Below are 25,507 nucleotides of genomic sequence, written 5' to 3' on the forward strand. Positions count from 1 at the left end.
ACGCCGTGCCTCCCGGCCGCGTGGGCGCTGCGGCAGACCCGCTTCGTGAGCAGAAGCGGTCGGGTCCTGCGCCGCGACTCGACCTCTTCTGCTCACTCGGTGAGCGCCAGGGGCGTCAGCGCACCTGGATCGGGGTGCCGAGCGGCAGGAGCCCCGCGAGTGCGGTGATGTCGGCGTTGTGCATGCGGATGCAGCCGTGCGAGGCGGCGGTGCCGATGCTCGAGGTGTCGTCGGTGCCGTGCAGCCCGATCTGCCCCGGGCCGCCACCGAACGAGTTCAGCACGTCCGAGAACGCCGTCGTGCCGTAGGCGAACGGGCCGTACCCGGCGTTCGTCGGCGCCAGCAGCTCGGTCAGCGCGAAGCGGCCCGTCGGCGTCGGCGTCCCACCGGTACCCGTCGCGACGGGGTAGCTGTCGACGACCTTGCCGGCCTTGTAGAGCTCGAGGGTGTTGGTCGACGTCGTCACCACGATCGCGTACGGGTCGGCGGACAGGTCGACGGACGTCTTCTCCACCCAGCCGGTGCTGCCGTTCGGACGCTGCGCGAGCTGCACCTGCACCCACCTGTCCTGCTGCGCCACCACGAGGAACACGAGCGGGGCGCCGGAGGTCTGGGGGTTCGGCAGGGTGGTCGTGACCGCGCCGCCCGGGGCGGTGTGCACCGCGATCGACGCGCCGCGGACCGCAGCGACCGTCGACGTCGCCGGGGCGTGCACCGCGTCCACCGGGCCGCGGCTCGCGGTCGGCGTCGGCGTCTGAGTCGGTCCCCGGGTCGCGCTCGCTGTCGGCGTGCTCGATGCGACCGGCGATGGCGCCGAGGTGGGCGCGGCGGCCGGAGCGGACCACGGGCGCATCGCCAGGACGACGATCACCGCAGCGACGGCGATCGCCACGGCAGCGGCGAGCACCCCGGGGCGGAAGCGGGACGACGACGGTCGGGGCACGGTACGGCTCCTCGGTTCGGACGTGGCGACGGCGCCCGGCGTGGAACTCGCCGGACGCCGTCGGACGCCGCTGAGGACGTCGGTTCGGTCGGTGCTGCGGATCAGCCGGTGAAGGCCGCGTTGCCCGGGACCGGGACCGCGACGGGAGCCGGGTCGTCGACCGGGGTGGGGTCGGTGCCCGGCGTCGTCGGGTCGGCCACGATCGTCACTGCGAAGCTGACCAGGATGCCGCTGTCGTCCCCGCTCAGGATGAGGGCGACGTCGCCGGCCGGGATGTCGGCGCTGAACGTGGCGGTCCCGGAGACGTTGCCGTCCGCGTCGGCGGTGAAGACCTGGTCCGCACCGACGTACTCGAGGTCCGGCAGCAGGATCGCGGGCAGCACCTTCTCACCCGGCAGGAAGCCGGTCGCGGTGACCTGCACACCCGGGTCGCGGAGCGACGACTGCGTGGTCGGCGTCTGCACCCGGATCGTGCCGGTCGGCTCGGGGGTGAAGTAGGTGTTGTCCTGGTTCCGGGAGATCCCCGTGACCGTGCCGGTCCCGGTGAGCGTCACCGCGCCGTACGCGTTGATGGTGGCGTCCGGGGTGGTCGCCGCGAACTGGGCCTGGAAGGCCGCGAGGGTCGCCGCGGTGCCCGCGGCGATGGTGCCGACCGGCAGCGTGGCCGTCCAGGTGCCGTCGACGGCGGTGGGTCCGGTGGCCGAGGTGGTCAGGACGACGCCGTCGCCCGGGGCGTTGTCGGTCGAACCAGCGGTGTCGACCACCAGTGCGTAGCGGGCGTCACCCGACGCGATGAGGTCGGCGGTGCCGAGGCCGAGGCCCTCCCGCGATGCCTTCACCGTGCTACGGACATCGGTGAGGTCGGTCGCGGCGCTGCCGGTCGTGGCGTGCGCGAGGAGCGTGCCGGTCGGCAGCGTCGCGCCGCTCGCGCCGAACGTCGGCGTGCCGCCCGTGGTGAACCAGGTCGCCGGGAAGGCGCCGCTCGTCCAGGTCGTGAGGTCGTCCGCGGCGACCCACTCGGTGCCGGCCGGCGTCGCGGCACGGCTCTCGGGCGAGGTCTTCGCAGCGGTGCCCTCGCCCGCGGTGCCCGTGATGGACTGCTGGGACGCTGTGGGGGTCGGGCTCGGCGCGTTCTCGGCCGTGGCGACGCCCGGGAGGGCGACGAGCGCGGCTGCGAGCGCGGTCACCGCGGCGGCGGTGGCGATGGTGGTACGGCGCATGGATGGGTTCTTCCGGTTCGAACACCCGAGCGGGGTGCAGCGCGGACCCGGTTCCGTGCTCCGCGACGTCGCGGTCCCCCCAGCGTCCGTCGCGAGCTTACGTGAGGAACCGTCGCGCGTCACGCGGATGTCCGGGAACGTCGGACGTCAGACGTCGAGGTGGTCGACCAGCTCGTCCGCCAGGCCCGTGTACGTCGCCGGCGTCAGGTTCGTCAGCCGGGCCTTCGCGCCGTCCGAGATGTCCAGGCCGTTCACGAACACGATGAGGTCCTGCTGGGTCACCCGCTTGCCGCGGGTGAGGTCCTTGAGCATCGCGTAGGGGTCCTCGATGTTCGACTGCCCGGCGGTGACCTCGGCGCGGATGACCGTCTGGATCGCCTCGGCGAGGACCTCCCAGTTGTGGTCGAGGTCGTCGGCGAGCTTGGCTTCGTTCACCGAGATCTCGCCCAGGCCGCGGCGCAGGTTGTCGAGCGCGAGCAGCGAGTGCCCGAACGCGACGCCGATGTTCCGCTGCGTGGTGGAGTCGGTCAGGTCGCGCTGCAGGCGGCTCGTCACGAGGGTCTCGGACAGGGTGGAGAACAGCGCCGACGAGATCTCGAGGTTCGCCTCGGCGTTCTCGAACTTGATCGGGTTGATCTTGTGCGGCATCGTCGACGACCCGGTGGCACCGGCGACCGGGATCTGCGTGAAGTACCCCATCGAGATGTAGGTCCACACGTCGGTCGCCAGGTTGTGCAGGATGCGGTTGGCGTGCCGGATCCGGTCGTACAGCTCGGCCTGCCAGTCGTGCGACTCGATCTGCGTGGTGAGCGGGTTCCAGGTGAGCCCGAGGCCCTCGACGAACTCGCGCGACAGCGTCGGCCAGTCGGCCTCGGGGTCGGCGGCGAGGTGGGCTGAGAAGGTGCCGGTCGCGCCGGAGAACTTGCCGAGGTACTCGCCGCCCTCGATCTGGGCCAGGACGCGCTCGAGCCGGTAGACGACGACCGCGAGTTCCTTGCCGAGCGTCGAGGGGGTCGCGGGCTGCCCGTGCGTGTGGGAGAGCATCGGGACGGCGCGCAGCTCGACGGCGAGGGTCCGCAGCTTCTCGAGCACGGCACGGTACGCCGGCAGCCAGACCTGGTCGACGGTGTCCCGCACGGTCAGGGCGTAGGACAGGTTGTTGACGTCCTCGCTCGTGGCGGCGAAGTGGGTGAGCTCGGCGATCGCGTCCAGCCCGAGCTCCGAGAGGCGGCGGCGGACGAAGTACTCGACGGCCTTGACGTCGTGGCGGGTCGTCGCCTCGATCTCGGCGAGTTCGGCGATCTGGTCGTGGCCGAAGGTCTCCACGATGCGTCGGAGTGCGGCCTTGTCGTCGACGCTGAGCGGCGAGGTGGTGAACATCGCGTGGTCGGTCAGGAAGACCAGCCACTCGACCTCGACCACGATGCGCGCGCGGTTGAGCCCGGCCTCGGAGAGGTGCTCGCCCACCGTGTGCACGATCGGGTAGTAGCGCCCGTCGAGCGGGCTGATCGGCTGCGGGGGAAGGGGGTCATGGGGCTCCCTGACGGACGGCCGGCTCGAGCTGGTGGAAGAGCGCCCGGCAGGCCCGTTCGACGGTCGAGAGCACTCGGTCGAACTCGTGCCGGTCCGCGTAGTACGGGTCCGGTACGTCGGTCTGCTGGGGCCAGGCGTCGTCGTACCGCAGCAGGAGCGTCACCTTGGCGGAGTCGTCCATGGTCGGTGCCCACGATCGCAGGACGCGTTCGTGGGAGCGGTCGAGTGCGACCACCAGATCGAGGTCCGGGAACCGGTCCGGGTCGAACTGACGGGCGCGATGCCTGCTGCCATCGTATCCGCGTGCCGCGAGGGCTGCGATCGTGCGCTCGTCGGCCGGTTCGCCGACGTGCCAGTCACCGGTGCCGGCCGACTCGACGTGGAAGCGGTCGGCGAGCCCGGCGTCCGCCGCGATCTGCGCGAAGACGACGCCGGCCATGGGGGACCGGCAGATGTTGCCACTGCAGACGAACGAGACGCGGAACGGGGCGTCGACGTCCGGGGCCATGGTCACATCATGACGCAGGGAGGGGTCCTCCGCGAGGTCCGTCCGGGTCACGCCCGCTGGCGGTTCAGCACCGGACGGACGAACAGCCCGATCAGCCAGGCGAAGACGGCGAGCACGAAGGCGCCCACGATGCCCCAGCCGAACGACTCGACCTCGAGCCCGAAGCCGAACGCGTCCGAGATGCCCGCGACGATGAGCAGCAGGATCGCGTTCACGATGAAGGAGATGAGCCCGAGGGTCAGGATGTAGATCGGGAACGCCACGATCCGGATCAGCGTGCCGATCACGGCGTTGACGAGCCCGAACACGAAGGCCACGAGCAGGTAGGTGAGCACGGTCGCCGTGGTCCCGCCGTCGCCGAACGCGGTGACGGAGACGCCGCTGACGATGAGCGTGGTGAGCCAGAGGGCCACGGCGTTGACGACGAGGCGGACGAGGAATCGCATGCACCCATGATGCCCTCCGGTCCCCGCGCACGTGCCGGTAACCTGAACCGGTGACTGACGAGCGTGTGCACATCCGGCCCGAGATCGCCGTCCTCCCCGCCTACAAGCAGGGACGCCAGGCCGCCGACGACGCCTTCAAGCTGTCGAGCAACGAGAACCCGTTCCCCCCGCTCCCCGGGGTGGTCCAGGCCGTGCAGGCGCAGACCGCGTTCAACCGCTACCCCGACGCCACCGCCCTGGCCGTCCGTGCCGCGCTCGCGAACCGGTTCGGTCTGACCGCCGACGAAGTGCACGTCGCCCCGGGCAGCGTCGCGATCCTGCACGAGCTCGCCCGCGCGACCTCCGGTCCGGGCGACGAGATCGTCTACGCCTGGCGGTCGTTCGAGGCCTACCCCGGTGTCGTCACCGTCGCGGGTGCCACGAGCGTGCAGGTGCCGAACCGGCCGGACGGCGGCCACGACCTCGACGCGATGGCCGCTGCCGTCACCGACCGCACCCGCATGGTGATCGTGTGCACGCCGAACAACCCGACCGGCCCGATCGTGACCGAGTCCGAGTTCGCGTCCTTCATGGCCGCGGTGCCGCAGTCCGTGCTGGTCGTGCTCGACGAGGCATACGCCGAGTTCGCGACCGACGAGGCCGCCGTGCACGGGCACCCGTTGCTGGCCCGCTACCCGAACCTGGTCGTCCTCCGGACCTTCTCGAAGGCGTACGGTCTCGCCGGGCTGCGCGTCGGCTACGCCCTCGGCCCGGTGTACGTGCTCGAGGCGGTCCGCGCGTGCGCGATCCCCCTCTCCGTCACGGCCCAGGGGCAGGCGGCCGCACTGGCGAGCCTGGAACGCGAGGGCGAACTGCTCGAGCGGGTCTCCGAGATCGCCGCGCTGCGCGACCGCATCGTCACCGAGCTCCGCGAGCAGGGCTGGGCCGTGCCGGACGCCCAGGGCAACTTCGTCTGGCTGCCGACGGGGACCGCACGGTCGCCGCGGCCGCGGCCTTCGAGGAGGCCGGCATCATCGTGCGGGCCTTCCCGCCGGAGGGCATCCGCATCTCGATCGGCGAGCACGAGGCTGTGGAAACGCTCCTCGAAACGGCCCGCTCGCTTGTGGGGGACCTCCAGGTGGCCGACTGATGCCTGCCGCTACGCTGGCCCGCATGTCATTCCGCGCCGCGGCTCCCGCGACGACCACCGTCCGGCTCCTCGACCCCGAGGGTCGGTTCGTGGAGTCCGACGAGAACGCCGAGTTCGCCGCCGCCGCGCGGGCGATCCCCGACGAGACCCTGCTGGCGATGCACCGCCGCATGGTCCTCACCCGACGGTTCGACCACGCCGGCCACAACCTGCAGCGCACCGGCCAGCTCGGCCTCTGGGTGCCGAGTCACGGGCAGGAGGCCGCGCAGACCGGTTCCGCCTTCGCCCTGCGCGCCCAGGACCACGTCTTCCCCTCGTACCGCGAGCACGCCGTCACGATGCAGCGCGGTGTCGAGCCGATGGAGATCATCGCGATGTACCGCGGGCAGACCCACGGTGGATGGGACCCGGACCAGCGCGGCAACACGCACATCTCCACCCTGGTGATCGGTTCGCAGACCCTGCACGCCACGGGCTACGCGCTCGGCCAGAAGCTCGACGGCGACGTCGGCACGGGCGACCCCGACCGTGACGCGTGCTCCATCGTGTACTTCGGCGACGGCGCGACGAGCCAGGGCGACGTGAACGAGGCGTACGTGTTCTCGGCGTCGACCAAGGCGCCCGTCGTCTTCTTCCTGCAGAACAACCACTGGGCGATCTCGGTGCCCGTGTCGGTGCAGTCGCCCACGCCGCTCGTCGACCGTCCTCGCGGCTTCGGGATCCCGAGCGTGCTGATCGACGGCAACGACATCCTGGCGTCGTACACGGCGTCGGTCGTCGCCACCGACCACGCCCGCAGCGGTCAGGGTCCCGCGTTCATCGAGGCGGACACGTACCGCATCGGCGCGCACACGAGCTCGGACGACCCGAGCCGGTACCGCGCCGACGGCGAGCTCGAGGACTGGGTCCGCCGCGACCCGATCGTCCGCTCCGAGGCGTACCTGCGCTCGAAGGGCGCGACGGACGAGCAGTTCGCCGCGTTCGACGAAGAGGGCGAGGACATCGCCGCCGACGTCCGCCGCCGCACCGTGGCGCTGACCCCGCCGTCCGTCGACGTCATGTTCGACAACGTCTACCGCGAACCGCACCCGCTGGTCGCCGAGCAGAAGGCCTGGCTCGAACAGTACGAGGCCGGCTTCGAAGGGGGCGCCCACGCATGAGCACCACCGAGCAGCTCTTCGACTACACGCTGCGGTCCCACCCGGGCGCCGGCGAGGTCCCGAGCGACCCCACCCCGACCCTGCCGATGGCGAAGGCCCTCAACGCCGGGCTCGCCGCGGCGATGCAGGCAGACGACAAGGTCCTGCTGATGGGCGAGGACATCGGCCAGCTGGGCGGCGTCTTCCGCATCACCGAGGGCCTGCAGGACCGGTTCGGCCCCGAGCGCGTGCGGGACACCCCGCTCGCCGAGGCCGGCATCATCGGCACCGCGATCGGCCTCGCCCTGCGCGGCTACCGCCCCGTCGTCGAGATCCAGTTCGACGGCTTCGTGTGGCCCGGCTTCGACCAGATCACCTCGCAGCTCGCGAAGATGGCGAACCGGCTGCCGGCGCACATGTCGCTGCCCGTCGTCATCCGCATCCCCTACGGCGGCCACATCGGTGCCGTGGAGCACCACCAGGAGTCGCCCGAGGCGTACTTCGCGCACACCCCCGGTCTGCGCGTGGTCAGCCCGAGCACCCCGAACGACGCCTACTGGATGATCCAAGAGGCGATCGCCTCGAAGGACCCGGTCGTCTTCCTCGAACCGAAGTCGCGCTACTGGCCCAAGGGCCAGGTCGACCTCGTCGACGGGCACGTCCCGATGCACACCACGCGTGTGGCACGCACCGGCACCGAGGTCACCCTCGTCGGCCACGGTGCGATGGTCGCGACCCTCATGCAGGCCGCCGAGCTCGCCGAGTCCGAGGGCACGAGCTGCGAGGTCATCGACCTCCGCTCGATCTCGCCCATCGACTGGGACCCGATCCTCACCTCGGTCCGCAAGACCGGTCGCCTGGTCATCGCGCAAGAGGCGTCCGGCTTCGTCAGTGTCGGCAGCGAGATCGCCGCCACGGTCGCCGAGAAGGCGTTCTACACGATGCAGGCGCCGCCGCTGCGGGTGTCCGGGTTCGACATCCCGTTCCCGGTCTCGAAGCTGGAGCACCTGCACCTGCCGGACGCCGACCGCGTCCTCGAGGCCGTCGACCGCGCCCTCGCGTACTGATCCAGCTCGACCGACCCAACTCGTCCGAACGCCGAAGGAGCCGTCAGTGGCCGTCGCCGAATTCCCCCTGCCCGACGTGGGCGAAGGCCTCACCGAGGCCGAGATCGTGCATTGGCGCGTCGCGATCGGGGACGAGATCACCGTCGACCAGGTCCTGGTCGAGATCGAGACCGCGAAGTCGCTCGTCGAACTGCCGTCGCCGTTCGCCGGTACCGTCACCGGGCTGCTCGTGTCCGAGGGCGACACGGTCGAGGTCGGCAAGCCGATCATCCGTGTCGAGTCCGACGCGTCGGTCGCGTCCGGTGCGCCGGTCGCAGCCCCGGCCGTCCAGTCGGGAGGCCCGGCACCGGTCGCCGACAGCGTCCCGACCTCGCCCGTGGTCGCCCCGACCCCGCCCGTGGCGCCCGCCCCGGCAGCTCCGGTCGCGCAGACCCCGCCCGCCCCCACGGTGGCCCCGGCACCCGCTGCTGCCTCTGCTCCCGTCGTCGCTGCCGCGCCCGCGGCTGCCCCTGCGGCAACCGCGCAGCCCGTCGCCGACGGTGCCTCCGTCGTCGGGACGGACGAGTCCTCCGGCGCCGTCCTCGTCGGCTACGGCTCGGCGACCTCGTCGCCGTCGCGTCGCAAGCCGGGTGCCCGCCGGGCCGCAGCCCTCGCGGCCGAGGCGAGCCGTGCCTCCAGTGTGGATGCCGCAGCAGCGGCCGAAGCGGCCAGCGATCCCGGTGAGGACACCACCGCCGAGGCGATCGCCGGTCTGGCCTCCGCGCCCGCGCGCAAGCAGACCCTCGCGACCAACGTGCTCGCGAAGCCGCCGATCCGGAAGCTCGCGAAGGACCTCGGTGTCGAACTGACCGAGATCGTCGCGACCGGGTTCGCCGGCGAGGTCACCCGCGACGACGTCATCCGGCACGCGAAGCAGGCCAGCGTCTTCCGCAACATCGAGACGCCCGAGTGGGGCGAGGTGCGCAGCGAGACGATCCCGGTCAAGGGCGTCCGCAAGGCCATCGCGACCGCGATGACCACCTCGGCCTTCACCGCACCGCACGTGTCGCTGTTCGTCGACGTCGACGCGACCCACACGATGGAGTTCGTCAAGCGCCTCAAGGCGTCGCCGACGTTCGCCGGCGTCAAGGTCTCGCCGCTGCTCATCGTGGCGAAGGCCGTCATCTGGGCCGTCCGCCGCAACCGTTCGGTGAATTCGACCTGGACCGATCGCGAGATCATCGTCCACCACTTCGTGAACCTCGGCATCGCCGCGGCGACCCCGCGCGGGCTCATCGTGCCGAACATCAAGGACGCGCAGGACATGTCGCTGCTCGAACTGGCGCAGGCGCTCGAGGAACTCACCCTCACCGCCCGTGACGGCAAGACGACGCCGAAGCAGATGGCGAACGGCACCGTCTCGATCACGAACATCGGCGTGTTCGGCATGGACACCGGGACCCCGATCCTGAACCCGGGCGAGGTCGCCATCGTCGCCATGGGCACGATCAAGCCGAAGCCGTGGGTCGTCGACGGCGAGGTCCGGTCGCGCATGGTGACGACCATCGGCGCCTCGTTCGACCACCGCGTCGTCGACGGTGACGTGGCGTCGCGCTTCGTGCACGACGTGGCCTCGGTGCTCGAGGAGCCCGCGCTCCTGCTCGACTGAGTGGCGTTCGGGGCCAGCGCGTCGGTCGTTCCGCTTCGTGAGCAGAAAGGGTCGGGTGGCTTCGAGCCACTCGACCATTTCTGCTCACCATCTGCGGCCTTCCGCAAACGTCGCGTGGTGTTCACACGGATGTCGGTGGTGCGGGGGATGATCGGGGCATGGTCCACCAGCTCCTGACCCCTCGCAGGAGATCCGAACGGATCGCCTCCTGCTCACCCCGCTCACGCCGGCCGACATCGACGACGTGCACGCGGTGTTCGCTGACGCCCGCACCTGGCAGCACCTGCCGAGCGGACGGCACGTCGCCCGGAGCTCGAGCGTGGACCTGGTGCAGCGGAAGATCGGTGGGCGGGCCCGACACGGACTCGGTTCGTGGGCCGTCCGGACCGCTGCTGACCACGCGTTCGTCGGGGTCGGCGGTGTCGACATGACCGCCGGTGGGGTGTGGAACCTCGGCTACCGGTTGGCTCCCGCCGCCTGGGGGCAGGGCTTCGCGTCCGAGATCGCCCTCGCTGCCGTGCGCGCTGCTGCCGAGACCGCGCCGGACGTCCCCGTGACGGGTCGCGTGCTCACGAACAACCCCGCGTCCGCCGCGGTGCTCCGTCGTGCCGGGCTGTCACTCGTGTGGCAGGGGGCTCCCGGGGTGCAGACGTCCTCCGCTGCGGGGGTCGAGGGGCAGGTCTGGACCGACCGGCTGCTCTCCGACGAACAGTTCGCCTGGCTCGTCCGCAACGCCTGAACCCTCCCGCCGGTCCACGCGGAACGTCACGCACATTGGCGTTCCGAGGTCGACTCGCTACTGTGATGGGAACTGGTCATGTCCGCGCATGACCACCACCCAGGACCAGCAACGGAGCACGAGGGACGCATGACGAGCCGCATCACCGAGGGTGCCGAACCGAAGCACCAGCAGTTGCGGCGCATCCTGCTCGACCTCGCTACCGCTCGCCTGGCGCCCGGGGCCGCGATCCCGTCCGAACGCCAGCTCATCGCCGAGTACGGCGTCTCACGGATCACCGTGCGCGAAGCCCTCGGGCAGCTCGTCAACGAGGGCTACCTGGAGCGCGTCCGCGGCAAGGGCACCTTCGTGGCACACCGCCCCGTGCAGTCGACGCTGCACCTGGCGTCGTTCACCGAGGAGATGCGCGCGATGGGCCACGTCCCGACGACGGTGGTCCTGGTGCGCGAGGAACGTGTGCCGCCGAGTGACACCGTGGCGGCCCTGCGGCTCGACGCCGAGGTGTCGGCCTTCCACGTGAAGCGACTCCGGATGGCGGACGGCGCTCCGGTGTCGATCGACGACGCCTGGCTCGTGGCCGATGCGTTCCCGGGGCTGCTCGACCACGACCTGTCCGGGTCGGTGTACTCGATCATCGCGAACGAGTACGGCACCCCGATCGACCGGGCACAGCAGACGGTGGCTGCGAACCCGGCCGCCGACGACGTCGCGACCCTGCTCGGCACGAAGACCGGTGCCCCGGTGCTCGAGTTCGACCGGGTGTCGTACGCGGGGAGCGCCCCGTGGAGCACACCCGCAGCTGGTACCGCTCGGACCGCTACCGCGTGCAGATGGAGGTCACCGCGACCCCGGCGGTCGCGTAGTCCGGCACGAACGCGAAAGCGACTCTGTGCTGCGAACGTTCCGCAGCACAGAGTCGCTTCGGCAAGGAAGAACCGGGGAGGTCCGGGTCAGACCTCGAACAGGGTGTCGCCGTCGAGCACCGAGGTGCCCACCGTGCCCTGGTCGACGGTGTCCGGCGCGGAGCCGAGCACCACGACGGGGCAGATCGGCGAGTAGCCGGCGGCCGAGATCACCGAGGGCGTGAACCGGACGACGGGGTCGCCGGCCGTGACCGTCGACCCCTCGGTGGCGAGGATCTCGAAGCCCTCGCCCGCGAGCTTCACGGTGTCGATGCCGACGTGCACGAGGACGTCCGTGCCTGCCGAGCCCTGCAGCGCGAACGCGTGTGGGTGCAGCTTCACGATGGTGCCGTCGACCGGGGCCACCGCGGTGACCGCGCCCTCGACACCCGTCGGGTCGACGGCCACACCGGCGCCGACGAGCTGGCCGGCGAACACCGGGTCCGGTACGTCAGCGAGGGCGACGACCGGGCCGGCGAAGGGCGTGCGGACCGCCGTCACAGTTCGTCCTGGATGTCCTGCGCGAGGTTGTCGGCGACGGTGCCGACGATGACCTGCCAGCCGGTGCCACCGCCGACGACGGCCTGGGCGCCCGCAGCCTGCAGCGCGGCCTTGTCGACGAGGTCGCCGTCCTCGACCTCGACACGGAGGCGCGTGATGCAGCCCTCGACCTCTTCGATGTTGTCGGCACCGCCGAGCGCGGCGATGATGTCGGCTGCCTTGATGTCGGCCATCGTTTCCTCCTCGTTAAGGGTTCTCGTACCAGGTTGACACGGGACCGGTCTCGGTTCAGACTACGGAACTGGTCATGACCGGACAGGACCGGACCTGGCGACACCGCCGAGGTTACCTGCGCTGGCTGCACGACTCAACTCACCCCGACAGCTCCACCCAATGACGAGAGGACCTCCGATGAGCGCCACCACTGCCACGGACGTGCCGGAGAAGAAGAAGCCGAAGAAGCAGTCCCGGCTGTTCGCCAACGCCCAGCGCCTCGGACGGAGCCTGCTCCTGCCGATCGCGGTCATGCCGGCCGCGGGCATCCTGAACCGCATCGGGCAGCCCGATCTGCTCGGCGCGATCCCGGGCTTCGAGACGGGCGCGGGGGTCATCTCGGCTGCCGGCCAGGCCATCTTCACCTGGCTGCCGCTCCTCTTCGCGGTCGGCATCGCGATCGGGTGGGCGAAGAAGTCGGACGGCACGACCGCTCTGGCCGCCGTCGTCGGCTACATGGTCATGTACCAGGTGTTCGCAGTCATGTCCCCGGTTGTGCTCGCGGGGGTCAAGGACGCGAACGGCGACCAGGCGACCATCAACTTCGGCGTCCTCGGCGGCATCGTGATGGGGCTTGTCTCGGCGGTCATGTGGGAGAAGTTCCACCGCACGAAGATGCCCGACTTCCTGGGCTTCTTCTCCGGTCGTCGCCTCGTCCCGATCCTGACCGCTGCGGCTGGTCTCGTCATCGCCGTGCTCATGGCATTCGTCTACCGCTACTTCGACATCGCGCTCACGGCAGCCGGTACCGCCGTTGCGGACAACGCCGTGATCGGTGGCGGCATCTTCGGGTTCGCGAACCGCATGCTCATCCCGATCGGCCTGCACCAGCTGCTCAACTTCTTCCCGTGGTTCCAGCTCGGCAGCTTCACGAACGCGGCCGGCGACATCGTGCACGGCGACATCCCGCGCTTCCTCGCCGGCGACCCGACCGCGGGTATCTTCCAGACCGGCTTCTTCCCGATCATGATGTTCGCGCTGCCGGCCGGTGCACTCGCGATCTGGCGCAACGCCAAGCCGCAGAACCGCAAGCTCGTCGGCGGCATCATGATCTCGGCCGCCCTCACCTCGTTCGTGACCGGCATCACCGAGCCGCTCGAGTACTCGTTCATGTTCGTCGCGTTCCCGCTGTACATCATCCACGCGGTGCTCACCGGGACCTCGCTGGCGCTGGTCAACGCCCTCGGCATCCACGACGGGTTCTCGTTCTCGGCCGGTGCGATCGACTACGTGCTGAACTTCGGCAAGGCGGACGGGGCGATCTGGCTCATCCCGATCGGCCTCGGCTACGCGGTCGTGTACTACTTCCTGTTCAGTTTCGTGATCAAGAAGTGGAACCTCCGCACCCCCGGGCGTGAAGAGGACACTATCGCCGAGAACACGATCGAGGCGGCCACCAAGCCGTAGACATCACCACGTGACGGACGGGCGCGCCCCGCTCAGCGGCAACGCGAAGCGTTGCGCGGGGCGCGCCGACCGAGCCTGCGAGGGAGGCGGTGCCAGCTGGCACCGGGCCTCCCGTCGTGCTGTCGTCACCACCAGAGCGCTGATACCGGTTTTGACAATCGTTATCAGCAAGCGCTACCGTCGGAGCATGCACAACCGCCTCCTCGCCCTCCCGCTCGTCGCCGGCGCCGCCGCGCTCGCCCTGACGGGCTGCGCCACCTCCTCGGCCTCGGGCGACGCCAGCAGCGACGGGAAGATCGCCGTCGTCGCCTCGACCAACGTCTACGGCTCGATCGTCCAGTCGATCGGTGGCGACCAGGTGTCGGTCACGAGCATCCTGAACGACCCCTCGCAGGACCCGCACTCGTTCGAGTCGAGCGCCCGCACCCAGCTCGCGGTGTCGAAGGCCGACCTGCTCATCGAGAACGGCGGCGGGTACGACGACTTCATGACCACGCTCGCCGACGCCTCGGACACCAAGGCCGACACCATCAACGTCGTGAAGCTCTCCGGCTTGGACAAGGGCGGCGACGCCGAGTTCAACGAGCACGTGTTCTACAGCTACCCGACGATGGTGAAGCTCGTCGACGACGTCACGAAGCGCCTGTCCGCGCTCGATGCGGGCGACGAGGCCACGTTCGAGAAGAACGCCGACGCGCTCACGACGAAGCTGGAGGACCTCGAAACCCAGACCGCCGACCTGAAGAAGACGTACGACGGCGAGAAGGTGGCGTACACCGAGCCGGTGCCGGGCTACCTCTTCGACGCGATCGGTCTCGACAACGTCACCCCCGAAGCGTTCTCCGAGGCGATCGAGGAGGGCGACGACGTCCCGCCGGCAGCCCTCAAGGACACCCTCGCGCTGTTCAGTGGCAAGCGCGTGGAGCTGCTCGCCTACAACGACCAGACCTCGAGCGCCGAGACCGAACAGATCAAGAAGGCTGCCGACCAGAACGACGTCCCGGTGGTCGGTGTCACGGAGACGCTCCCCAAGGGGCAGGATTACGTCTCGTGGCAGCAGGCGAACATCGACGCGGTGCAGGCGGCGCTCCAGAAGTGACGACCTCGACCGCAGCAGCGACGACCGACAGCCCGGCGACCACCTCGGTGGACGACCGGGCTGCGGCCCGTCCGGTCCTGGCCCTGCGCGACGCCGGGTTGTCCTTCGGTGAACGGAAGCTCTGGGGACACCTGGACCTGGACATCGCGCCGGGGGAGTTCGTCGCGGTCCTCGGCCCGAACGGCGCCGGCAAGACCTCGCTCCTGCGCACGGTGCTCGGGCAGCAGCGCCTGACGAGCGGCACGATGTCGTTCCTCGGTCAGCCCGTCCGGCGTGGACACCGGAAGATCGGCTACATCCCGCAGCAGCGGCTCATGGAAGCCGGCACCCCCTGCGCGCGCGGGACATGATCGCGCAGGGTGTGACGGGGCACCGGTGGGGCGTCCTGCCGACGTCGAAGGCCGACCGCGCCCGCATCGACCGCATCCTCGACGAGGTCGGCGCCACCGCGTTCGCAGACGCCCCGGTGGCCGAGCTGTCCGGCGGCGAGCAGCAGCGCACCCGCGTCGGTCAGGCCATCGCCGCCGACCCGGCACTGCTGCTGTGCGACGAACCCCTCATCTCGCTCGACCTGCGGCACCAGCGCGGCGTCACCGAGCTCATCGACCGGCAGCACGATGCAGCCGTCTTGTTCGTGACGCACGACGTGAACCCGATCCTCGACGTCGTCGACCGGGTCCTGTACATCGCCGGCGGCCGGTTCCGGATCGGTTCCCCGGACGACGTCCTGCGCGCCGACGTCCTGAGCGACCTGTACGGCACCCCCGTCGACGTCGTCCGCACGATGGGCCGCATCGTCATCGTCGGCGCGAACGACGCGCACGACCACCACCACGGCGAGGTCGACCCGCACGCCCCGGCGTCGGACGAAGGGCGGATCTGATGGACGTCCTGTCGACGGTCTTCTCGTTCCAGGACTACGGCGAGCTCGTGACCCTGGTGCAGAACTCGATCTGGGCCGGCGCGGTGCTCGGCGTCGTCGGCGGGCTCATCGGCCCGTTCGTCGTGGCCCGGAACATGCCCTTCGCGGTGCACGGCATCTCGGAGCTGTCCTTCGCCGGCGCGAGCGCGTCCCTGCTGCTCGGCGTCAACGTCGTCACGGGCTCGCTCGTCGGGTCGGTGATCGCGGCGCTGCTCATCGGGGTGCTCGGCTCGAGAGCGCGCGACCGCAACTCGATCATCGCCGTGCTCATGCCGTTCGGCCTCGGGCTCGGCATCCTGTGCCTGGCGCTCTACAAGGGGCGTGCGGCCAACAAGTTCGGGCTGCTCACCGGCCAGATCGTGTCGGTGGACAACCCCCAGCTGACGTTCCTCATCGTCATCGCCGCCATCGTGGTCGCGACCTTGCTCGTCATCTGGCGGCCGCTGATGTTCGCGTCGGTCGACCCCGACGTGGCCGCGGCCGCCGGCATCCCGGTGCGGACGCTCGCGATCGTGTTCATGCTCGTCCTCGGCCTGGCCACCGCGGTGTCGGTGCAGATCGTCGGCGCCCTGCTCGTGCTGTCGCTGCTCGTCACCCCGGCCGCCGCGGCCCTGCGGCTCAGCTCGCACCCGGTCGTCGTGCCGGTGCTCTCCACGGTGTTCGCCGTGGTGTCGGTCGTCGGTGGCATCCTGCTGGCACTCGGCGGCGGCCTGCCGATCAGCCCCTACGTGACGACCATCTCGTTCGCGATCTGGGTGGTCTGCCGGATCGTCGGGGCCAGGCGCGACCGCCGTGGACGCGACCGGGTCGTCCGCCGCGACCAGCGTGGCGGGGGCGCACCGGGCCTCCCGTCCGGAACGAACGGAACCGGAACCGGAACGGACGGAACCGGAACCGGAACCGGAACCGGAACGTCAGCCGAAACGAAGGTGGGTGCACCAGCATGAACGCCGTGCAGAAGGTCAAGCGGAACACGTGGCAGCGCGAAGCGGTGCGCGGTGCCCTCGACTCCACCGAGGGGTTCGTCAGTGCGCAGGCGCTGCACCAGCACCTGCGTGACGAGGGCTCGACCATCGGCCTCGCCACCGTCTACCGGGCGCTCGCGGACCTGGCGACCGAGGGTGACGCCGACTCGTTGCAGCAGGACGGCGAATCGCTGTACCGGGCCTGCACGACGGACGCGCACCACCACCACCTGATCTGCCGGAACTGCGGCCGGACCGTCGAGATCGAGGCGGACCCCGTCGAGCAGTGGGCGCAGGACGTCGCCGCCGCCAACGGGTTCACGAACGCCAGCCACGTCGTCGACATCTTCGGCGAGTGCGCGGTGTGCACGGCATCTGCCGCCGCAGCCGGACCGCGGACCGGCGACGCCGACGGCGAGTAGCGTCCGCGCCATGCACGTCATCCTGGTCCCCGGGTTCTGGCTCGATGCGAGCGCGTGGGACGACGTCGCCCCGGTGCTGCTGCAGGCAGGCCACACGGTCGAGGCGATCACCCGCGACGGCGACACGCTCGACGAGCAGGTCGCGGCGCTCGTGGAGCGCCTGGACGACGTCGCCAGCCCGGACGAGCCCGTCGTGCTGGCCGGACACTCCGGTGCCGGACCGATCGCGTACATGGCCGCCGACCAGCGGCCCTCGCTCGTCGCGCACCTGCTCTACGTCGACACGTTCCCCGGTCCCGCCGGCGGCTGCGTGAACGACGAACTGCCCGTGGTCGACGGTGTGGTGCCGCTGCCGTCGTGGGACGTCTGGGAGCCGGCCACGGTGCGCGGGATGACGCCGGCGTTGCGGGAGTCCTTCGAGCACCGCGCGATCCCGGAGCCGGCCGCCGTGCCGTCCGACCGGTTCCACTACGCCGACGCCGCCCGGCACACGATCCCGGCGACGGTGATCACCTGCGAGATCCCGGCGACCGAGCTCGCGACGATGGTGGCAGACCACCAGACCTGGGCCGCGGAACTCGTCGCGACCGAGGAGCTCAGCATCGTCGGACTCGAGACCGGACACTGGCCGATGTTCACGGCGCCGCTCGAACTCGGCGAGCTCATGGTGCGTGCGCTTGCGACACGCCCGGAGCTCGCGTAGGCTCTTCCTTGGTCCTCCACGTCCGCGTGGTAGACCCGTTGTTCCAAGCCCTCCGACCGTCGCGAACGCCGCGGTCGCGTGGTGTCCGTTCCCCCTTCGACAGGGGCTGCGGGCCTGGGCGGTGTGCACAACCCCTCGCATGCACCACTCCGGTGGTCCTGCGCGTGCGCACCAGGCAAGTGAACTTGGGTGCGGCCGTCCGGTCGCACGGTACCTCAGGAGGAAACCATGGCAGCAGTGTGCCAGGTGACCGGCGCCGTTCCCGGCTTCGGTCACAACATCTCGCACTCGCACCGCCGGACGAAGCGCCGCTTCGACCCGAACGTGCAGAAGAAGACGTACTACGTGCCGTCGCTGCGTCGCAACGTGACGCTCAACGTCAGCGCTAAGGGCATCAAGGTCATCGACGCACGGGGCATCGAGTCCGTCGTCAAGGACGTCCTCGCCCGTGGGGAGAAGATCTGATGGCGAAAAAGGGTCAGGACATCCGTCCGATCATCAAGCTCCGCTCGACGGCGGGCACCGGGTTCACGTACGTGACCAAGAAGAACCGTCGGAACAACCCCGACCGTCTCGTGCTGAAGAAGTACGACCCGGTGATCCGCAAGCACGTCGACTTCCGTGAGGAGCGCTAAGCATGGCGAAGAAGAGCAAGATCGCGAAGAACAACCAGCGTGCCGTCATCATCGCGCGCTACGCCGAGCGTCGTCTCGAGCTGAAGAAGGCCCTCGTGGACCCGAACGGCTCCGACGAGTCGCGTGAGGCCGCTCGCGTGGGCCTGCAGAAGCTGCCCCGCGACGCATCCCCGATCCGCTACCGCAACCGCGACGCGATCGACGGCCGCCCCCGTGGCCACCTGGGTGAGTTCGGCATCAGTCGTGTCCGCTTCCGCGACATGGCCCACCGTGGAGAGCTCCCCGGCATCACGAAGAGCTCCTGGTAAGCACTCGCAGCACCCGACGCCCCGTCACCTCCTGGTGGCGGGGCGTTCGCTGTGTCCGGGGTACAAGGGCGCCTCAGTGGTCACATCTGCCCCGCTGGACCCGCGACAAGCCCGGAAATCCGGGCGAGTCGGCTGAATTCGTCCGATGTGGCTGGTAGGTTCAACTCCGGTTCCGCCGGGCCCTCGGCCCACTGGCACCGTGGCACGGGGCAACCGCTCCGGGCGCCGGACGGCACGTCCGTCCGACCGATACTGCAAGAAGTCCGAGGAGGACATCCAATGGCTGACAAGTCACTGAACCGCACCGAGCTCGTCGCTGCCGTCGCCGCCGAGTCCGGCCAGAGCCAGGCCACCGTCAACGGCGTCGTCGACGCGCTCTTCAGCGTCGTTTCGTCGTCCGTCGCGGACGGCACGAAGGTCACGATCCCCGGTTGGATCGCCTTCGAGAAGACGCACCGCGCCGCCCGCACCGGCCGCAACCCGCAGACGGGTGAGGCCATCGAGATCGCCGCGAGCGACTCGGTCAAGGTCAGCGCCGGCTCGAAGCTCAAGGCTGCGGTCAAGTAAGACTGTTCCGCGCATCGGGAGGGACGGCTTCGGCCGTCCCTTTCGTCGTTTCCGGGGTGCGTTCGGTGCGTCGGGTCGCGTTCGGTGCGTCGGGTCGACCGGGAGGCCCGTGCCGGTTCCCACAGGTCGGCCCGGCCGGTTCGGTGGCCGGGTGGGCACCGCCTAGGCTTGACGGGTGAATCGGATCGCGCGCATCGCCGGTCCCGCCGTGCTCCTGCTCGTCGGGTTCGTGGCGCTGCTCACGGCACTCGTCATCGGCGGTGGTGCGAACGCAGCGCTAATCGCCGACCCCGGTGCCCTGGTCCGCTTCGGTCTGCCGATCTCCCGGTTGGTCGTGGACCTGTCCGCCGCCGCGACGATCGGCGGCCTCGCGCTGGCCACCGTCGGACTCTCGCGCTCCGGTCCGGAGTGGAACCGCGCCATCGACGTCGCGGCCGCCGCCAGCGGGCTCTGGACGGTGTCGTCCGCGGTCACCACCTTCTTCACGTTCCTGAGCGTCGCCGGCTCGAAGATCAGCATCGACGAGCAGTTCGGTCAGTCGATGGGCGTGTTCCTCACCGGCACGGACCTCGGGCTCGCCTGGCTCGTCACGGTGCTCGTCGCGGCTGCCGTCACGGTGCTCTGCTTCGCCGTCCGCTCCCGGGGCATGGTCGCCCTGACCGCCGGTGTCTCGATGATCGGCCTCATCCCGCTCGCACAGCAGGGGCACGCCGCCGGTACCGCGAGCCACGACGCCGCCGTGACCGCCCTCGGCCTGCACCTGATCGGCGCCGCGCTCTGGGTCGGTGGCCTGACCATGCTCGTGCTCCTGCGCGGCGTGCTGCCCGGTGACCGCCTGGCCGTGGTCGTGGCGCGGTACTCGAGCATCGCGCTCGGGTGCTTCGTGCTCGTGGCGGTGTCGGGCGTCGCCTCGGCGCAGATCCGCGTGGGTGCCCTGTCGAACCTGTTCACGCCGTACGGCACCCTCGTGCTGGTCAAGATCGGCGCGATCGTCGCCATCGAGGTCCTCGGTGCCGTGCAGCGTCGGCGTGCGATCCGCTCCCTGACCGAGGCGCCGGCACGACACCGCCCGTTCTGGACCCTGATCGTGGTCGAGCTCGCCGTGATGGGCGTCGCATCGGGCTTCGCCGCGGCGCTCGGACGCACGGCCACGCCGGTCGACCAGATCGCGCTGAGCAAGACGACCGACCCGAGCCCCGCCGAGCTGCTCTCCGACGACCTGCTGCCCCATGCGCCCGGGGCCTGGGGGTGGCTGACGCAGTGGAACATCGACCTGTTCTGGCTGATGGCCGCCGTGCTGCTCGCCGCGACGTACGCGGCCGGTGTCGTGCGCCTGCGCCGCGCGGGGGTCCACTGGCCGGTGCGCCGTTCGGTGGCGGCGGCCCTCGCGATCATCTCGCTCGTGGTCGCGACGTCCGGTTCGCTGCACCAGTACGACCGGTTCCTGGTGTCGGCGAACGTCGGCGCGCACGTGCTGCTCGGCCTGGTGGTGCCGGCGCTGGTGTGGGCGGCGGCTCCGGTCGTGCTCATCCGGGCCGCGGTGCACCCGCGCGACGACGACAGCACCGGCGTGCGCGAGTGGACCGGTGTGCTGGTCGACAACGCCGCGGTCCGCTACCTGGTGCAGCCCTTCCCGGCGTTCCTGTTCGCCGCAGCAGTGTGGTGGGCGTACTTCGCCACCGACGCCGTCCGCTGGTCGGTGAGCGACTCCACGGGGCGCACGGTCATCGACGTGGGCTTCCTGCTCGTCGGGCTCCTGGCGATGCCGACGCTGTTCACCCCGATCGCGGTCGGCCAGCAGCACCCGACCCGCGGTGCGGCGGCCGTGCGGATCATCGGGGCCGCGGTCGTCGCCGCCGGAGCGGTGTCGCTCGGCGTCGCGATGCGCGGGCCGCTCGGGCTCCTGCAGGCGTCGTGGTTCGGGGCGATGGGGCGGACGTGGGGCCCCGATCCGCTCGTCGACCAGGCCCGTGGTGGGCTCGTGCTCGTGGCCGCCGGGGTGCTGCTCCTGGTGGCGGTCGTCGTGGTGGTGCTCGTGCAGCTGCGGCGCGCTGGATCCCCGGAGCGCACGCTCGGAGCAGACGCGCGCACCCTCGAGCAGGACGCACGATGAGCGTCGAGCTCAGCGACGAGCAGCGGGCCGTCTTCGAGTACATCGAGCACACCCGCGACCACGTCTTCATCACCGGTCGTGCCGGCACGGGCAAGTCGACCCTGCTCAACCACCTGTCGTGGAACACCGAGAAGCAGGTCGTGATCTGCGCACCGACCGGGGTCGCGGCCCTGAACGTCGGTGGCCAGACGATCCACTCGTTGTTCCGCCTGCCGATCGGCCTCATCGCCGATGCCGAGCTGCGCCAGGGACCGGACACCCGCAAGCTCCTGAACACCATCGACACCCTGGTCATCGACGAGGTCTCGATGGTGAACGCCGACCTGCTCGACGGGATGGACCGCTCGCTCCGCAAGGCCCGCGGGCGGCAGTTCGAGGCGTTCGGCGGAGTGCAGGTGGTCATGTTCGGCGACCCGTACCAGTTGCCGCCGGTCCCGGGCGGTGCCGACGAACGCGCCTACTTCACCGACCACTACCGGTCGATGTGGTTCTTCGACGCCAAGGTCTGGCTCGAGGCGAAGCTGAACATCATCGAGCTCGCCACCGTGCACCGCCAGCGCGACGACGCCTTCGCCGCCATGCTCACGGCGGTGCGGCACGGCCGGGTGACCGCCGAGATCGCCGACCAGCTGAACACCGCGGGCGCACGGCCCTCGCCCGACGACGCCATCACCCTCGCCACCCGGAACGACACCGTCGCGCGCATCAACAAGGCGGCGCTCGAACGGTTGCCCGGCAAGGTGAAGACCGCGAAGGCCGACGTCAACGGTGACTTCGGCGGGCGGAACTTCCCGGCCGACGAAGCCCTCGAGCTCAAGCCCGGTGCGCACGTGATGTTCCTGCGCAACGACGCCGACCAGCGGTGGGTGAACGGGACGCTCGGCATCGTCACGGCGATCCGCGACACGGTCTGGGTCGACGTCGACGGGGAGTCCTTCGAGGTCCAGCCGTCGGTGTGGGAGAAGTTCAAGTACTCCTACGACGCCGACAAGAAGGAACTCAAGAAGGACACCGTCGGTGAGTTCCAGCAGTTCCCGTTGCGGCTCGCGTGGGCGGTGACGATCCACAAGTCGCAGGGCAGCACCTACGACCGCGCGGTGGTCGACCTGGGCAACCGGGTGTTCAGCGCCGGACAGACCTACGTCGCGCTGTCACGCCTGACCTCGCTCGAGGGGCTGTACCTGACCCGGCCCCTGCGGCCGCAGGACATCATCGTCGACACGGACGTCCGGCGCTTCATGTCCGAGGCGCCACGCATCGTCGCGACGGCACTCGAAGCCCGGAAGCCGAAACGCGACGACGACTCCGACGACGACGCCTGACGCTCCTCGCCGCGCACGAACGACGACGCCCGCCTGCCGGAGCGGCAGACGGGCGTCGGGGATCGTGTCAGAGCGTCAGGCGCGAGCCGCCGCACGCAGCGCGCGGAGGTTCTCCTTGTCGGCACCGAGCGCGGTCAGCAGCAGGATGACACCGACGATCGCGTGGAACACGTTGTCGGTGGTGTTCAGCGCGAAGATGTTCGCCGAGGTGTTCACGAAGACGAAGCCGTAGACGGCCAACACGACGAGCACGGCGCCGACGACCAGGTTGCCGTTCCGCGAACCGATGGTGGTGCCGAGCCCGGTGATGAGCAGGACCGCGGCGAGCAGCACCCAGATGAGGGCGAGCGGCGGGTTGACCCCGAAGGCGTTCCAGAGCATCCCGCCCTGGCGGCTGAAGAAGCCGGGGTCGCCGTCGGCGGCGAAGAAGAAGCCCAGGATGCCCCAGAGTGCGAGGACGCCACCGACCGTGAGCGCGAGCCCGCGGTTCGGTGAGGCGGTGATGCCCGGTTCCTTGATGGCCACTTCGGTCTCCTCCTCGTACACTGCCGACGCGACGTGCGTCAGTCCGGCGGTGCCCGCCGGACTGAGCGGCGCGGCACTGAGCGGCACAGCGCGGGATCCGCGGGTGACGGCCGCGCGGTTCCCAGCCTCCGGCCGGTGAGCCAACGGTATCGTGTCCGACCCCGACCGTCCGAATCGCAGCGCCGTCACCAGGCGGGCGACGAGACCGACGACGACCACTCCGAGGAGGACCAGCCCGGTGACCTTGACACCCGAGCGCAATGCACCGGAGTCGCGTGGACCGAGCGTCTCGCGACGGTTGCGGTGGGGTGTGCTGTCGGCTCTGGGGTTCGTGATCGTGCCTTCCGTCTACGCGGCCGCGGTGCTGACGCCGGTGGGGCAGCGCATGGAGGACGCCGCGCTCGGCGGGGTCCGTGAGTCCGACCTGTTCAGCTCGGACACTGCGCTCAACGTCATCTCGGTGCCGGTGATCCTGTTGCTCGTTGTCGTGATCGTCGCGGTGGCGTTCGCCGAGGCGACGGCTCTCGGTGGGGCTCGGCGCGGGTGCAGTGGTGCTCGCGTCGGCGGCCACCTCGACGCTCGTCAAGCGTATCGCCGAGCGCCCGGAGATCGCCCAGTCGACGACGCCGAACTCGTTCCCCTCGGGGCACGCGACCATCGCGCTGGCCGCACTGTTCGCCGTCCTGATGGTCACGCCCCGTCGCTTCCGGCCGATCGTCACCCTGCTCGGCGCCGCCTACGCGGTGTTCGTCGCCAACCAGACGGTCGTCTACGGCTGGCACCGGGTGAGCGACATCATCGGGGCGTGCGCGATCGCGATGTTCTGGCTCGGCGTCGTCCGGGCGTTCGGTCCGAGGTCGACCGGGGACTCCGAGGTGACCGGGACGGCCGACGGGGACCGCGCCGGGTGGTCAGCGTCGTCCTGCTCGTCGCGACCGGGGTCACGCTGGCCGTCGGCGTCGCCGCGCTCGTCGTCGGCCTGACGGGGGACGGCGCCCACGACCACGCCGCGATCCTGATGGCCGGACGACTGGCCTCGAGCGCGAGCGTCCTGGCGGTGGTGACCGCGGTGTGGTTCCTCGACGGCATGCACCACGCGGCCCGGACGGACCCCGCAGCACTGCCCGCAGCGCGCTGACGCCTGGTGGGAATGCACCGGCGTACGCTACGTTGTACCCAGCAAGTCGATGCAAACGCATCGATATCGCGAAAGGCGGCGCATCATGCAGTTCGGCATCTTCACGGTCAGTGACGTCACGACCGACCCCACGACCGGCACCACGCCGGACGACACCCAGCGCGTCCGCGACATCCTCACGATCGCGCAGCACGCCGACCAGGCCGGACTCGATGTCTTCGCCACCGGCGAGCACCACAACCCGCCGTTCGTCGCCTCGTCGCCGACCACGTTGCTGGCCTACCTCGCGGCGAAGACGAAGGACATCACGCTCTCGACGAGCACCACGCTCATCACCACGAACGACCCGGTGCGCATCGCCGAGGAGTACGCGATGCTCCAGGTGATCTCCGACGGCCGCATGGACCTCATGATGGGGCGCGGCAACACCGGCCCGGTCTACCCGTGGTTCGGGCAGGACATCCGCCAGGGCGTCAACCTGGCGATCGAGAACTACGCGCTCGTCCGCCAGCTCTGGGAGAACGACGTCGTCAACTGGCAGGGCAAGTTCCGCACGCCACTGCAGGGCTTCACCTCGACGCCGCGCCCCTCGACGGCGTGCCGCCGTTCGTCTGGCACGGCTCGATCCGCACGCCCGAGATCGCGGAGCAGGCCGCGTACTACGGCGACGGCTTCTTCCACAACAACATCTTCTGGCCGATCCAGCACACCGAGCAGATGGTCGGGCTGTACCGCCAGCGCTTCGAGCACTACGGCCACGGCCGTGCGGACCAGGCGATCGTCGGTCTGGGTGGGCAGTTCTTCGCCCGCAAGAACTCGCAGGACGCGGTCAACGAGTTCCGGCCCTACTTCGACAACGCCCCGGTCTACGGGCACGGCCCCTCGATGGAGGACTTCGCCGCCCAGACCCCGCTCACGGTCGGTTCGCCGCAGCAGGTCATCGACCGGTACGCGGCGATGAAGGACCACGTCGGCCACTACCAGCGCCAGCTGTTCCTGGTCGACCACGCCGGGCTGCCGCTCAAGACCGTGCTCGAGCAGATCGACATCCTGGCGACGGACATCGTCCCCGAGCTCCGCAAGCTGAACGACGAGGGCCGTCCGTCCGACGTGCCGTCCAACCCGCCGAGCCACACGGAACGCGCCGCCGCGGCGCTCGCCGCCGGCACGGTCGGCAGCGACCACGTCGCCGCCGAGGACGAGTGGACGGGCGCTTCCGTCTGATCGTCACGTGACCACCTGACGGACGGGAGGCCCGGTGCCAGCTGGCACCGGGCCTCCCGTCCGTCACCGCCTGTGTCGCCAGCGCGACCCGAGTCTCGGGGTCAGCGAC

At 70.4% G+C, this 25,507-nt stretch carries 26 protein-coding genes and 3 pseudogenes; 21 read left to right on the forward strand and 8 right to left on the reverse strand.

Annotation, left to right across the window (positions count from 1 at the left end; genetic code table 11):
* Positions 1–115: 115 nt before the first annotated feature.
* From ACZZ0J_RS14600 to ACZZ0J_RS14620, 5 genes are all read right to left on the reverse strand, one after another.
* Positions 116–943 carry a L,D-transpeptidase family protein gene (locus ACZZ0J_RS14600; protein ID WP_463437506.1) on the reverse strand — a complete coding sequence of 276 codons (828 nt, stop codon included), beginning with the start codon at positions 941–943 and terminating at the stop codon, positions 116–118.
* A gap of 101 nt (positions 944–1,044) precedes the next feature.
* Complete coding sequence (locus ACZZ0J_RS14605) at positions 1,045–2,163, reverse strand: hypothetical protein (RefSeq protein WP_463437507.1); 1,119 nt, start codon at positions 2,161–2,163, stop codon at positions 1,045–1,047.
* A gap of 147 nt (positions 2,164–2,310) precedes the next feature.
* A complete protein-coding gene (purB, locus tag ACZZ0J_RS14610) occupies positions 2,311–3,672 on the reverse strand; it encodes an adenylosuccinate lyase (RefSeq protein ID WP_463438193.1) in 1,362 nt (453 codons plus the stop codon).
* A 19-nt stretch (positions 3,673–3,691) separates the two neighbouring features.
* Complete coding sequence (locus ACZZ0J_RS14615) at positions 3,692–4,204, reverse strand: low molecular weight protein-tyrosine-phosphatase (RefSeq protein ID WP_111087056.1); 513 nt, start codon at positions 4,202–4,204, stop codon at positions 3,692–3,694.
* A gap of 47 nt (positions 4,205–4,251) precedes the next feature.
* Positions 4,252–4,650: a phage holin family protein gene (locus tag ACZZ0J_RS14620; RefSeq protein ID WP_111087052.1), complete on the reverse strand. Its 399-nt coding sequence runs from the start codon at positions 4,648–4,650 to the stop codon at positions 4,252–4,254.
* Positions 4,651–4,700: 50 nt separating this feature from the next.
* On the opposite strand from ACZZ0J_RS14620, the pseudogene ACZZ0J_RS14625 reads away from it, so the two are divergent.
* From ACZZ0J_RS14625 to ACZZ0J_RS14650, 6 genes and pseudogenes are all read left to right on the forward strand, one after another.
* Positions 4,701–5,779 (forward strand): annotated as a pseudogene (locus ACZZ0J_RS14625) (histidinol-phosphate transaminase).
* Between the two features lie 23 nt (positions 5,780–5,802).
* Positions 5,803–6,939, forward strand: a complete 1,137-nt coding sequence (locus tag ACZZ0J_RS14630) for a thiamine pyrophosphate-dependent dehydrogenase E1 component subunit alpha (RefSeq protein ID WP_111087051.1) — start codon at positions 5,803–5,805, stop codon at positions 6,937–6,939.
* An 86-nt stretch (positions 6,940–7,025) separates the two neighbouring features.
* On the forward strand, positions 7,026–7,985 hold the full coding sequence (locus ACZZ0J_RS14635; protein WP_111087054.1) for an alpha-ketoacid dehydrogenase subunit beta: 960 nt from the start codon (positions 7,026–7,028) through the stop codon (positions 7,983–7,985).
* 46 nt (positions 7,986–8,031) lie between these two features.
* Positions 8,032–9,633 (forward strand): dihydrolipoamide acetyltransferase family protein, encoded by a 1,602-nt coding sequence (locus ACZZ0J_RS14640; RefSeq protein ID WP_463437508.1) that lies wholly within the window; start codon positions 8,032–8,034, stop codon positions 9,631–9,633.
* A gap of 208 nt (positions 9,634–9,841) precedes the next feature.
* Entirely contained in the window at positions 9,842–10,372 is a 531-nt protein-coding gene (locus tag ACZZ0J_RS14645; protein ID WP_463438195.1) for a GNAT family N-acetyltransferase, read from the forward strand.
* Positions 10,373–10,501: 129 nt separating this feature from the next.
* Positions 10,502–11,431, forward strand: coding sequence for a GntR family transcriptional regulator (locus ACZZ0J_RS14650; protein ID WP_463437509.1), 930 nt, complete (start codon positions 10,502–10,504; stop codon positions 11,429–11,431).
* Here ACZZ0J_RS14650 and ACZZ0J_RS14655 read toward each other — a convergent pair.
* Positions 11,323–11,775 carry a PTS sugar transporter subunit IIA gene (locus ACZZ0J_RS14655; RefSeq protein ID WP_463437510.1) on the reverse strand — a complete coding sequence of 151 codons (453 nt, stop codon included), beginning with the start codon at positions 11,773–11,775 and terminating at the stop codon, positions 11,323–11,325. The genes ACZZ0J_RS14650 and ACZZ0J_RS14655 overlap by 109 nt on opposite strands.
* Positions 11,772–12,008, reverse strand: coding sequence for a PTS transporter subunit EIIB (locus tag ACZZ0J_RS14660; protein WP_071253138.1), 237 nt, complete (start codon positions 12,006–12,008; stop codon positions 11,772–11,774). Before ACZZ0J_RS14660 ends, ACZZ0J_RS14655 begins: the two co-directional genes overlap by 4 nt.
* A gap of 178 nt (positions 12,009–12,186) precedes the next feature.
* Here ACZZ0J_RS14660 and ACZZ0J_RS14665 point away from each other — a divergent pair, with 178 nt between their 5' ends.
* The 12 genes and pseudogenes from ACZZ0J_RS14665 to ACZZ0J_RS14720 all read left to right on the forward strand — a co-directional run bounded on the left by ACZZ0J_RS14665 (position 12,187) and on the right by ACZZ0J_RS14720 (position 22,511).
* Complete coding sequence (locus ACZZ0J_RS14665) at positions 12,187–13,455, forward strand: PTS transporter subunit EIIC (protein WP_123310652.1); 1,269 nt, start codon at positions 12,187–12,189, stop codon at positions 13,453–13,455.
* A gap of 187 nt (positions 13,456–13,642) precedes the next feature.
* Positions 13,643–14,554: a metal ABC transporter solute-binding protein, Zn/Mn family gene (locus ACZZ0J_RS14670; RefSeq protein ID WP_463437511.1), complete on the forward strand. Its 912-nt coding sequence runs from the start codon at positions 13,643–13,645 to the stop codon at positions 14,552–14,554.
* A gap of 47 nt (positions 14,555–14,601) precedes the next feature.
* Positions 14,602–15,437: pseudogene (locus ACZZ0J_RS14675) on the forward strand (metal ABC transporter ATP-binding protein).
* Positions 15,437–16,423 (forward strand): metal ABC transporter permease, encoded by a 987-nt coding sequence (locus tag ACZZ0J_RS14680; RefSeq protein WP_463437512.1) that lies wholly within the window; start codon positions 15,437–15,439, stop codon positions 16,421–16,423. The pseudogene ACZZ0J_RS14675 and the gene ACZZ0J_RS14680 overlap by 1 nt, the downstream one beginning before the upstream one ends.
* Positions 16,420–16,863: a Fur family transcriptional regulator gene (locus ACZZ0J_RS14685; RefSeq protein WP_123293457.1), complete on the forward strand. Its 444-nt coding sequence runs from the start codon at positions 16,420–16,422 to the stop codon at positions 16,861–16,863. Before ACZZ0J_RS14680 ends, ACZZ0J_RS14685 begins: the two co-directional genes overlap by 4 nt.
* A gap of 10 nt (positions 16,864–16,873) precedes the next feature.
* The gene (locus ACZZ0J_RS14690) at positions 16,874–17,566 is read left to right on the forward strand and encodes an alpha/beta fold hydrolase (RefSeq protein WP_132099422.1); all 693 of its coding nucleotides are present in this window, start codon (positions 16,874–16,876) and stop codon (positions 17,564–17,566) included.
* A gap of 228 nt (positions 17,567–17,794) precedes the next feature.
* Positions 17,795–18,031 carry a 50S ribosomal protein L28 gene (gene rpmB / locus ACZZ0J_RS14695; RefSeq protein ID WP_111085377.1) on the forward strand — a complete coding sequence of 79 codons (237 nt, stop codon included), beginning with the start codon at positions 17,795–17,797 and terminating at the stop codon, positions 18,029–18,031.
* A complete protein-coding gene (rpmG, locus tag ACZZ0J_RS14700; protein WP_017886456.1) occupies positions 18,031–18,201 on the forward strand; it encodes a 50S ribosomal protein L33 in 171 nt (56 codons plus the stop codon). The genes rpmB and rpmG overlap by 1 nt, the downstream gene beginning before the upstream one ends.
* Positions 18,202–18,203: 2 nt before the next feature.
* Complete coding sequence (rpsN, locus tag ACZZ0J_RS14705; protein ID WP_111085378.1) at positions 18,204–18,509, forward strand: 30S ribosomal protein S14; 306 nt, start codon at positions 18,204–18,206, stop codon at positions 18,507–18,509.
* A 279-nt stretch (positions 18,510–18,788) separates the two neighbouring features.
* Positions 18,789–19,076, forward strand: a complete 288-nt coding sequence (locus tag ACZZ0J_RS14710; protein ID WP_111085379.1) for an HU family DNA-binding protein — start codon at positions 18,789–18,791, stop codon at positions 19,074–19,076.
* A 175-nt stretch (positions 19,077–19,251) separates the two neighbouring features.
* Complete coding sequence (locus tag ACZZ0J_RS14715; protein ID WP_463437513.1) at positions 19,252–21,189, forward strand: cytochrome c oxidase assembly protein; 1,938 nt, start codon at positions 19,252–19,254, stop codon at positions 21,187–21,189.
* Positions 21,186–22,511, forward strand: coding sequence for an ATP-dependent DNA helicase (locus ACZZ0J_RS14720; RefSeq protein ID WP_214547865.1), 1,326 nt, complete (start codon positions 21,186–21,188; stop codon positions 22,509–22,511). Before ACZZ0J_RS14715 ends, ACZZ0J_RS14720 begins: the two co-directional genes overlap by 4 nt.
* Positions 22,512–22,586: 75 nt before the next feature.
* On the opposite strand, the gene ACZZ0J_RS14725 is transcribed toward ACZZ0J_RS14720, so the two are convergent.
* Positions 22,587–23,036: a DUF4383 domain-containing protein gene (locus ACZZ0J_RS14725; RefSeq protein WP_165901145.1), complete on the reverse strand. Its 450-nt coding sequence runs from the start codon at positions 23,034–23,036 to the stop codon at positions 22,587–22,589.
* Between the two features lie 527 nt (positions 23,037–23,563).
* On the opposite strand from ACZZ0J_RS14725, the gene ACZZ0J_RS14730 reads away from it, so the two are divergent.
* The 3 genes and pseudogenes from ACZZ0J_RS14730 (at position 23,564) to ACZZ0J_RS14740 (ending at position 25,398) form a co-directional block, all read left to right on the forward strand.
* Complete coding sequence (locus ACZZ0J_RS14730; protein WP_463437514.1) at positions 23,564–24,019, forward strand: phosphatase PAP2 family protein; 456 nt, start codon at positions 23,564–23,566, stop codon at positions 24,017–24,019.
* Positions 23,944–24,174 (forward strand): hypothetical protein, encoded by a 231-nt coding sequence (locus tag ACZZ0J_RS14735; RefSeq protein ID WP_463437515.1) that lies wholly within the window; start codon positions 23,944–23,946, stop codon positions 24,172–24,174. Before ACZZ0J_RS14730 ends, ACZZ0J_RS14735 begins: the two co-directional genes overlap by 76 nt.
* Before the next feature lie 85 nt (positions 24,175–24,259).
* Positions 24,260–25,398, forward strand: a pseudogene (locus tag ACZZ0J_RS14740) (CE1758 family FMN-dependent luciferase-like monooxygenase).
* Positions 25,399–25,507: the final 109 nt, after the last annotated feature.

Source organism: Curtobacterium sp. AC272 (assembly GCF_979258155.1).

What these genes read in the sequence shown, in the direction of transcription:
- ACZZ0J_RS14605 (WP_463437507.1), bottom strand. Translation starts at nt 2,163, where the DNA reads ATGCGCCGTACCACCATCGCCACCGCCGCCGCGGTGACCGCGCTCGCA.
- ACZZ0J_RS14615 (WP_111087056.1), bottom strand. Translation starts at nt 4,204, where the DNA reads ATGGCCCCGGACGTCGACGCCCCGTTCCGCGTCTCGTTCGTCTGCAGT.
- ACZZ0J_RS14620 (WP_111087052.1), bottom strand. Translation starts at nt 4,650, where the DNA reads ATGCGATTCCTCGTCCGCCTCGTCGTCAACGCCGTGGCCCTCTGGCTC.
- ACZZ0J_RS14630 (WP_111087051.1), top strand. Translation starts at nt 5,803, where the DNA reads ATGTCATTCCGCGCCGCGGCTCCCGCGACGACCACCGTCCGGCTCCTC.
- ACZZ0J_RS14635 (WP_111087054.1), top strand. Translation starts at nt 7,026, where the DNA reads ATGGCGAAGGCCCTCAACGCCGGGCTCGCCGCGGCGATGCAGGCAGAC.
- ACZZ0J_RS14650 (WP_463437509.1), top strand. Translation starts at nt 10,502, where the DNA reads ATGACGAGCCGCATCACCGAGGGTGCCGAACCGAAGCACCAGCAGTTG.
- ACZZ0J_RS14660 (WP_071253138.1), bottom strand. Translation starts at nt 12,008, where the DNA reads ATGGCCGACATCAAGGCAGCCGACATCATCGCCGCGCTCGGCGGTGCC.
- ACZZ0J_RS14665 (WP_123310652.1), top strand. Translation starts at nt 12,187, where the DNA reads ATGAGCGCCACCACTGCCACGGACGTGCCGGAGAAGAAGAAGCCGAAG.
- ACZZ0J_RS14670 (WP_463437511.1), top strand. Translation starts at nt 13,643, where the DNA reads ATGCACAACCGCCTCCTCGCCCTCCCGCTCGTCGCCGGCGCCGCCGCG.
- ACZZ0J_RS14680 (WP_463437512.1), top strand. Translation starts at nt 15,437, where the DNA reads ATGGACGTCCTGTCGACGGTCTTCTCGTTCCAGGACTACGGCGAGCTC.
- ACZZ0J_RS14685 (WP_123293457.1), top strand. Translation starts at nt 16,420, where the DNA reads ATGAACGCCGTGCAGAAGGTCAAGCGGAACACGTGGCAGCGCGAAGCG.
- ACZZ0J_RS14690 (WP_132099422.1), top strand. Translation starts at nt 16,874, where the DNA reads ATGCACGTCATCCTGGTCCCCGGGTTCTGGCTCGATGCGAGCGCGTGG.
- rpmB (WP_111085377.1), top strand. Translation starts at nt 17,795, where the DNA reads ATGGCAGCAGTGTGCCAGGTGACCGGCGCCGTTCCCGGCTTCGGTCAC.
- rpmG (WP_017886456.1), top strand. Translation starts at nt 18,031, where the DNA reads ATGGCGAAAAAGGGTCAGGACATCCGTCCGATCATCAAGCTCCGCTCG.
- rpsN (WP_111085378.1), top strand. Translation starts at nt 18,204, where the DNA reads ATGGCGAAGAAGAGCAAGATCGCGAAGAACAACCAGCGTGCCGTCATC.
- ACZZ0J_RS14710 (WP_111085379.1), top strand. Translation starts at nt 18,789, where the DNA reads ATGGCTGACAAGTCACTGAACCGCACCGAGCTCGTCGCTGCCGTCGCC.
- ACZZ0J_RS14720 (WP_214547865.1), top strand. Translation starts at nt 21,186, where the DNA reads ATGAGCGTCGAGCTCAGCGACGAGCAGCGGGCCGTCTTCGAGTACATC.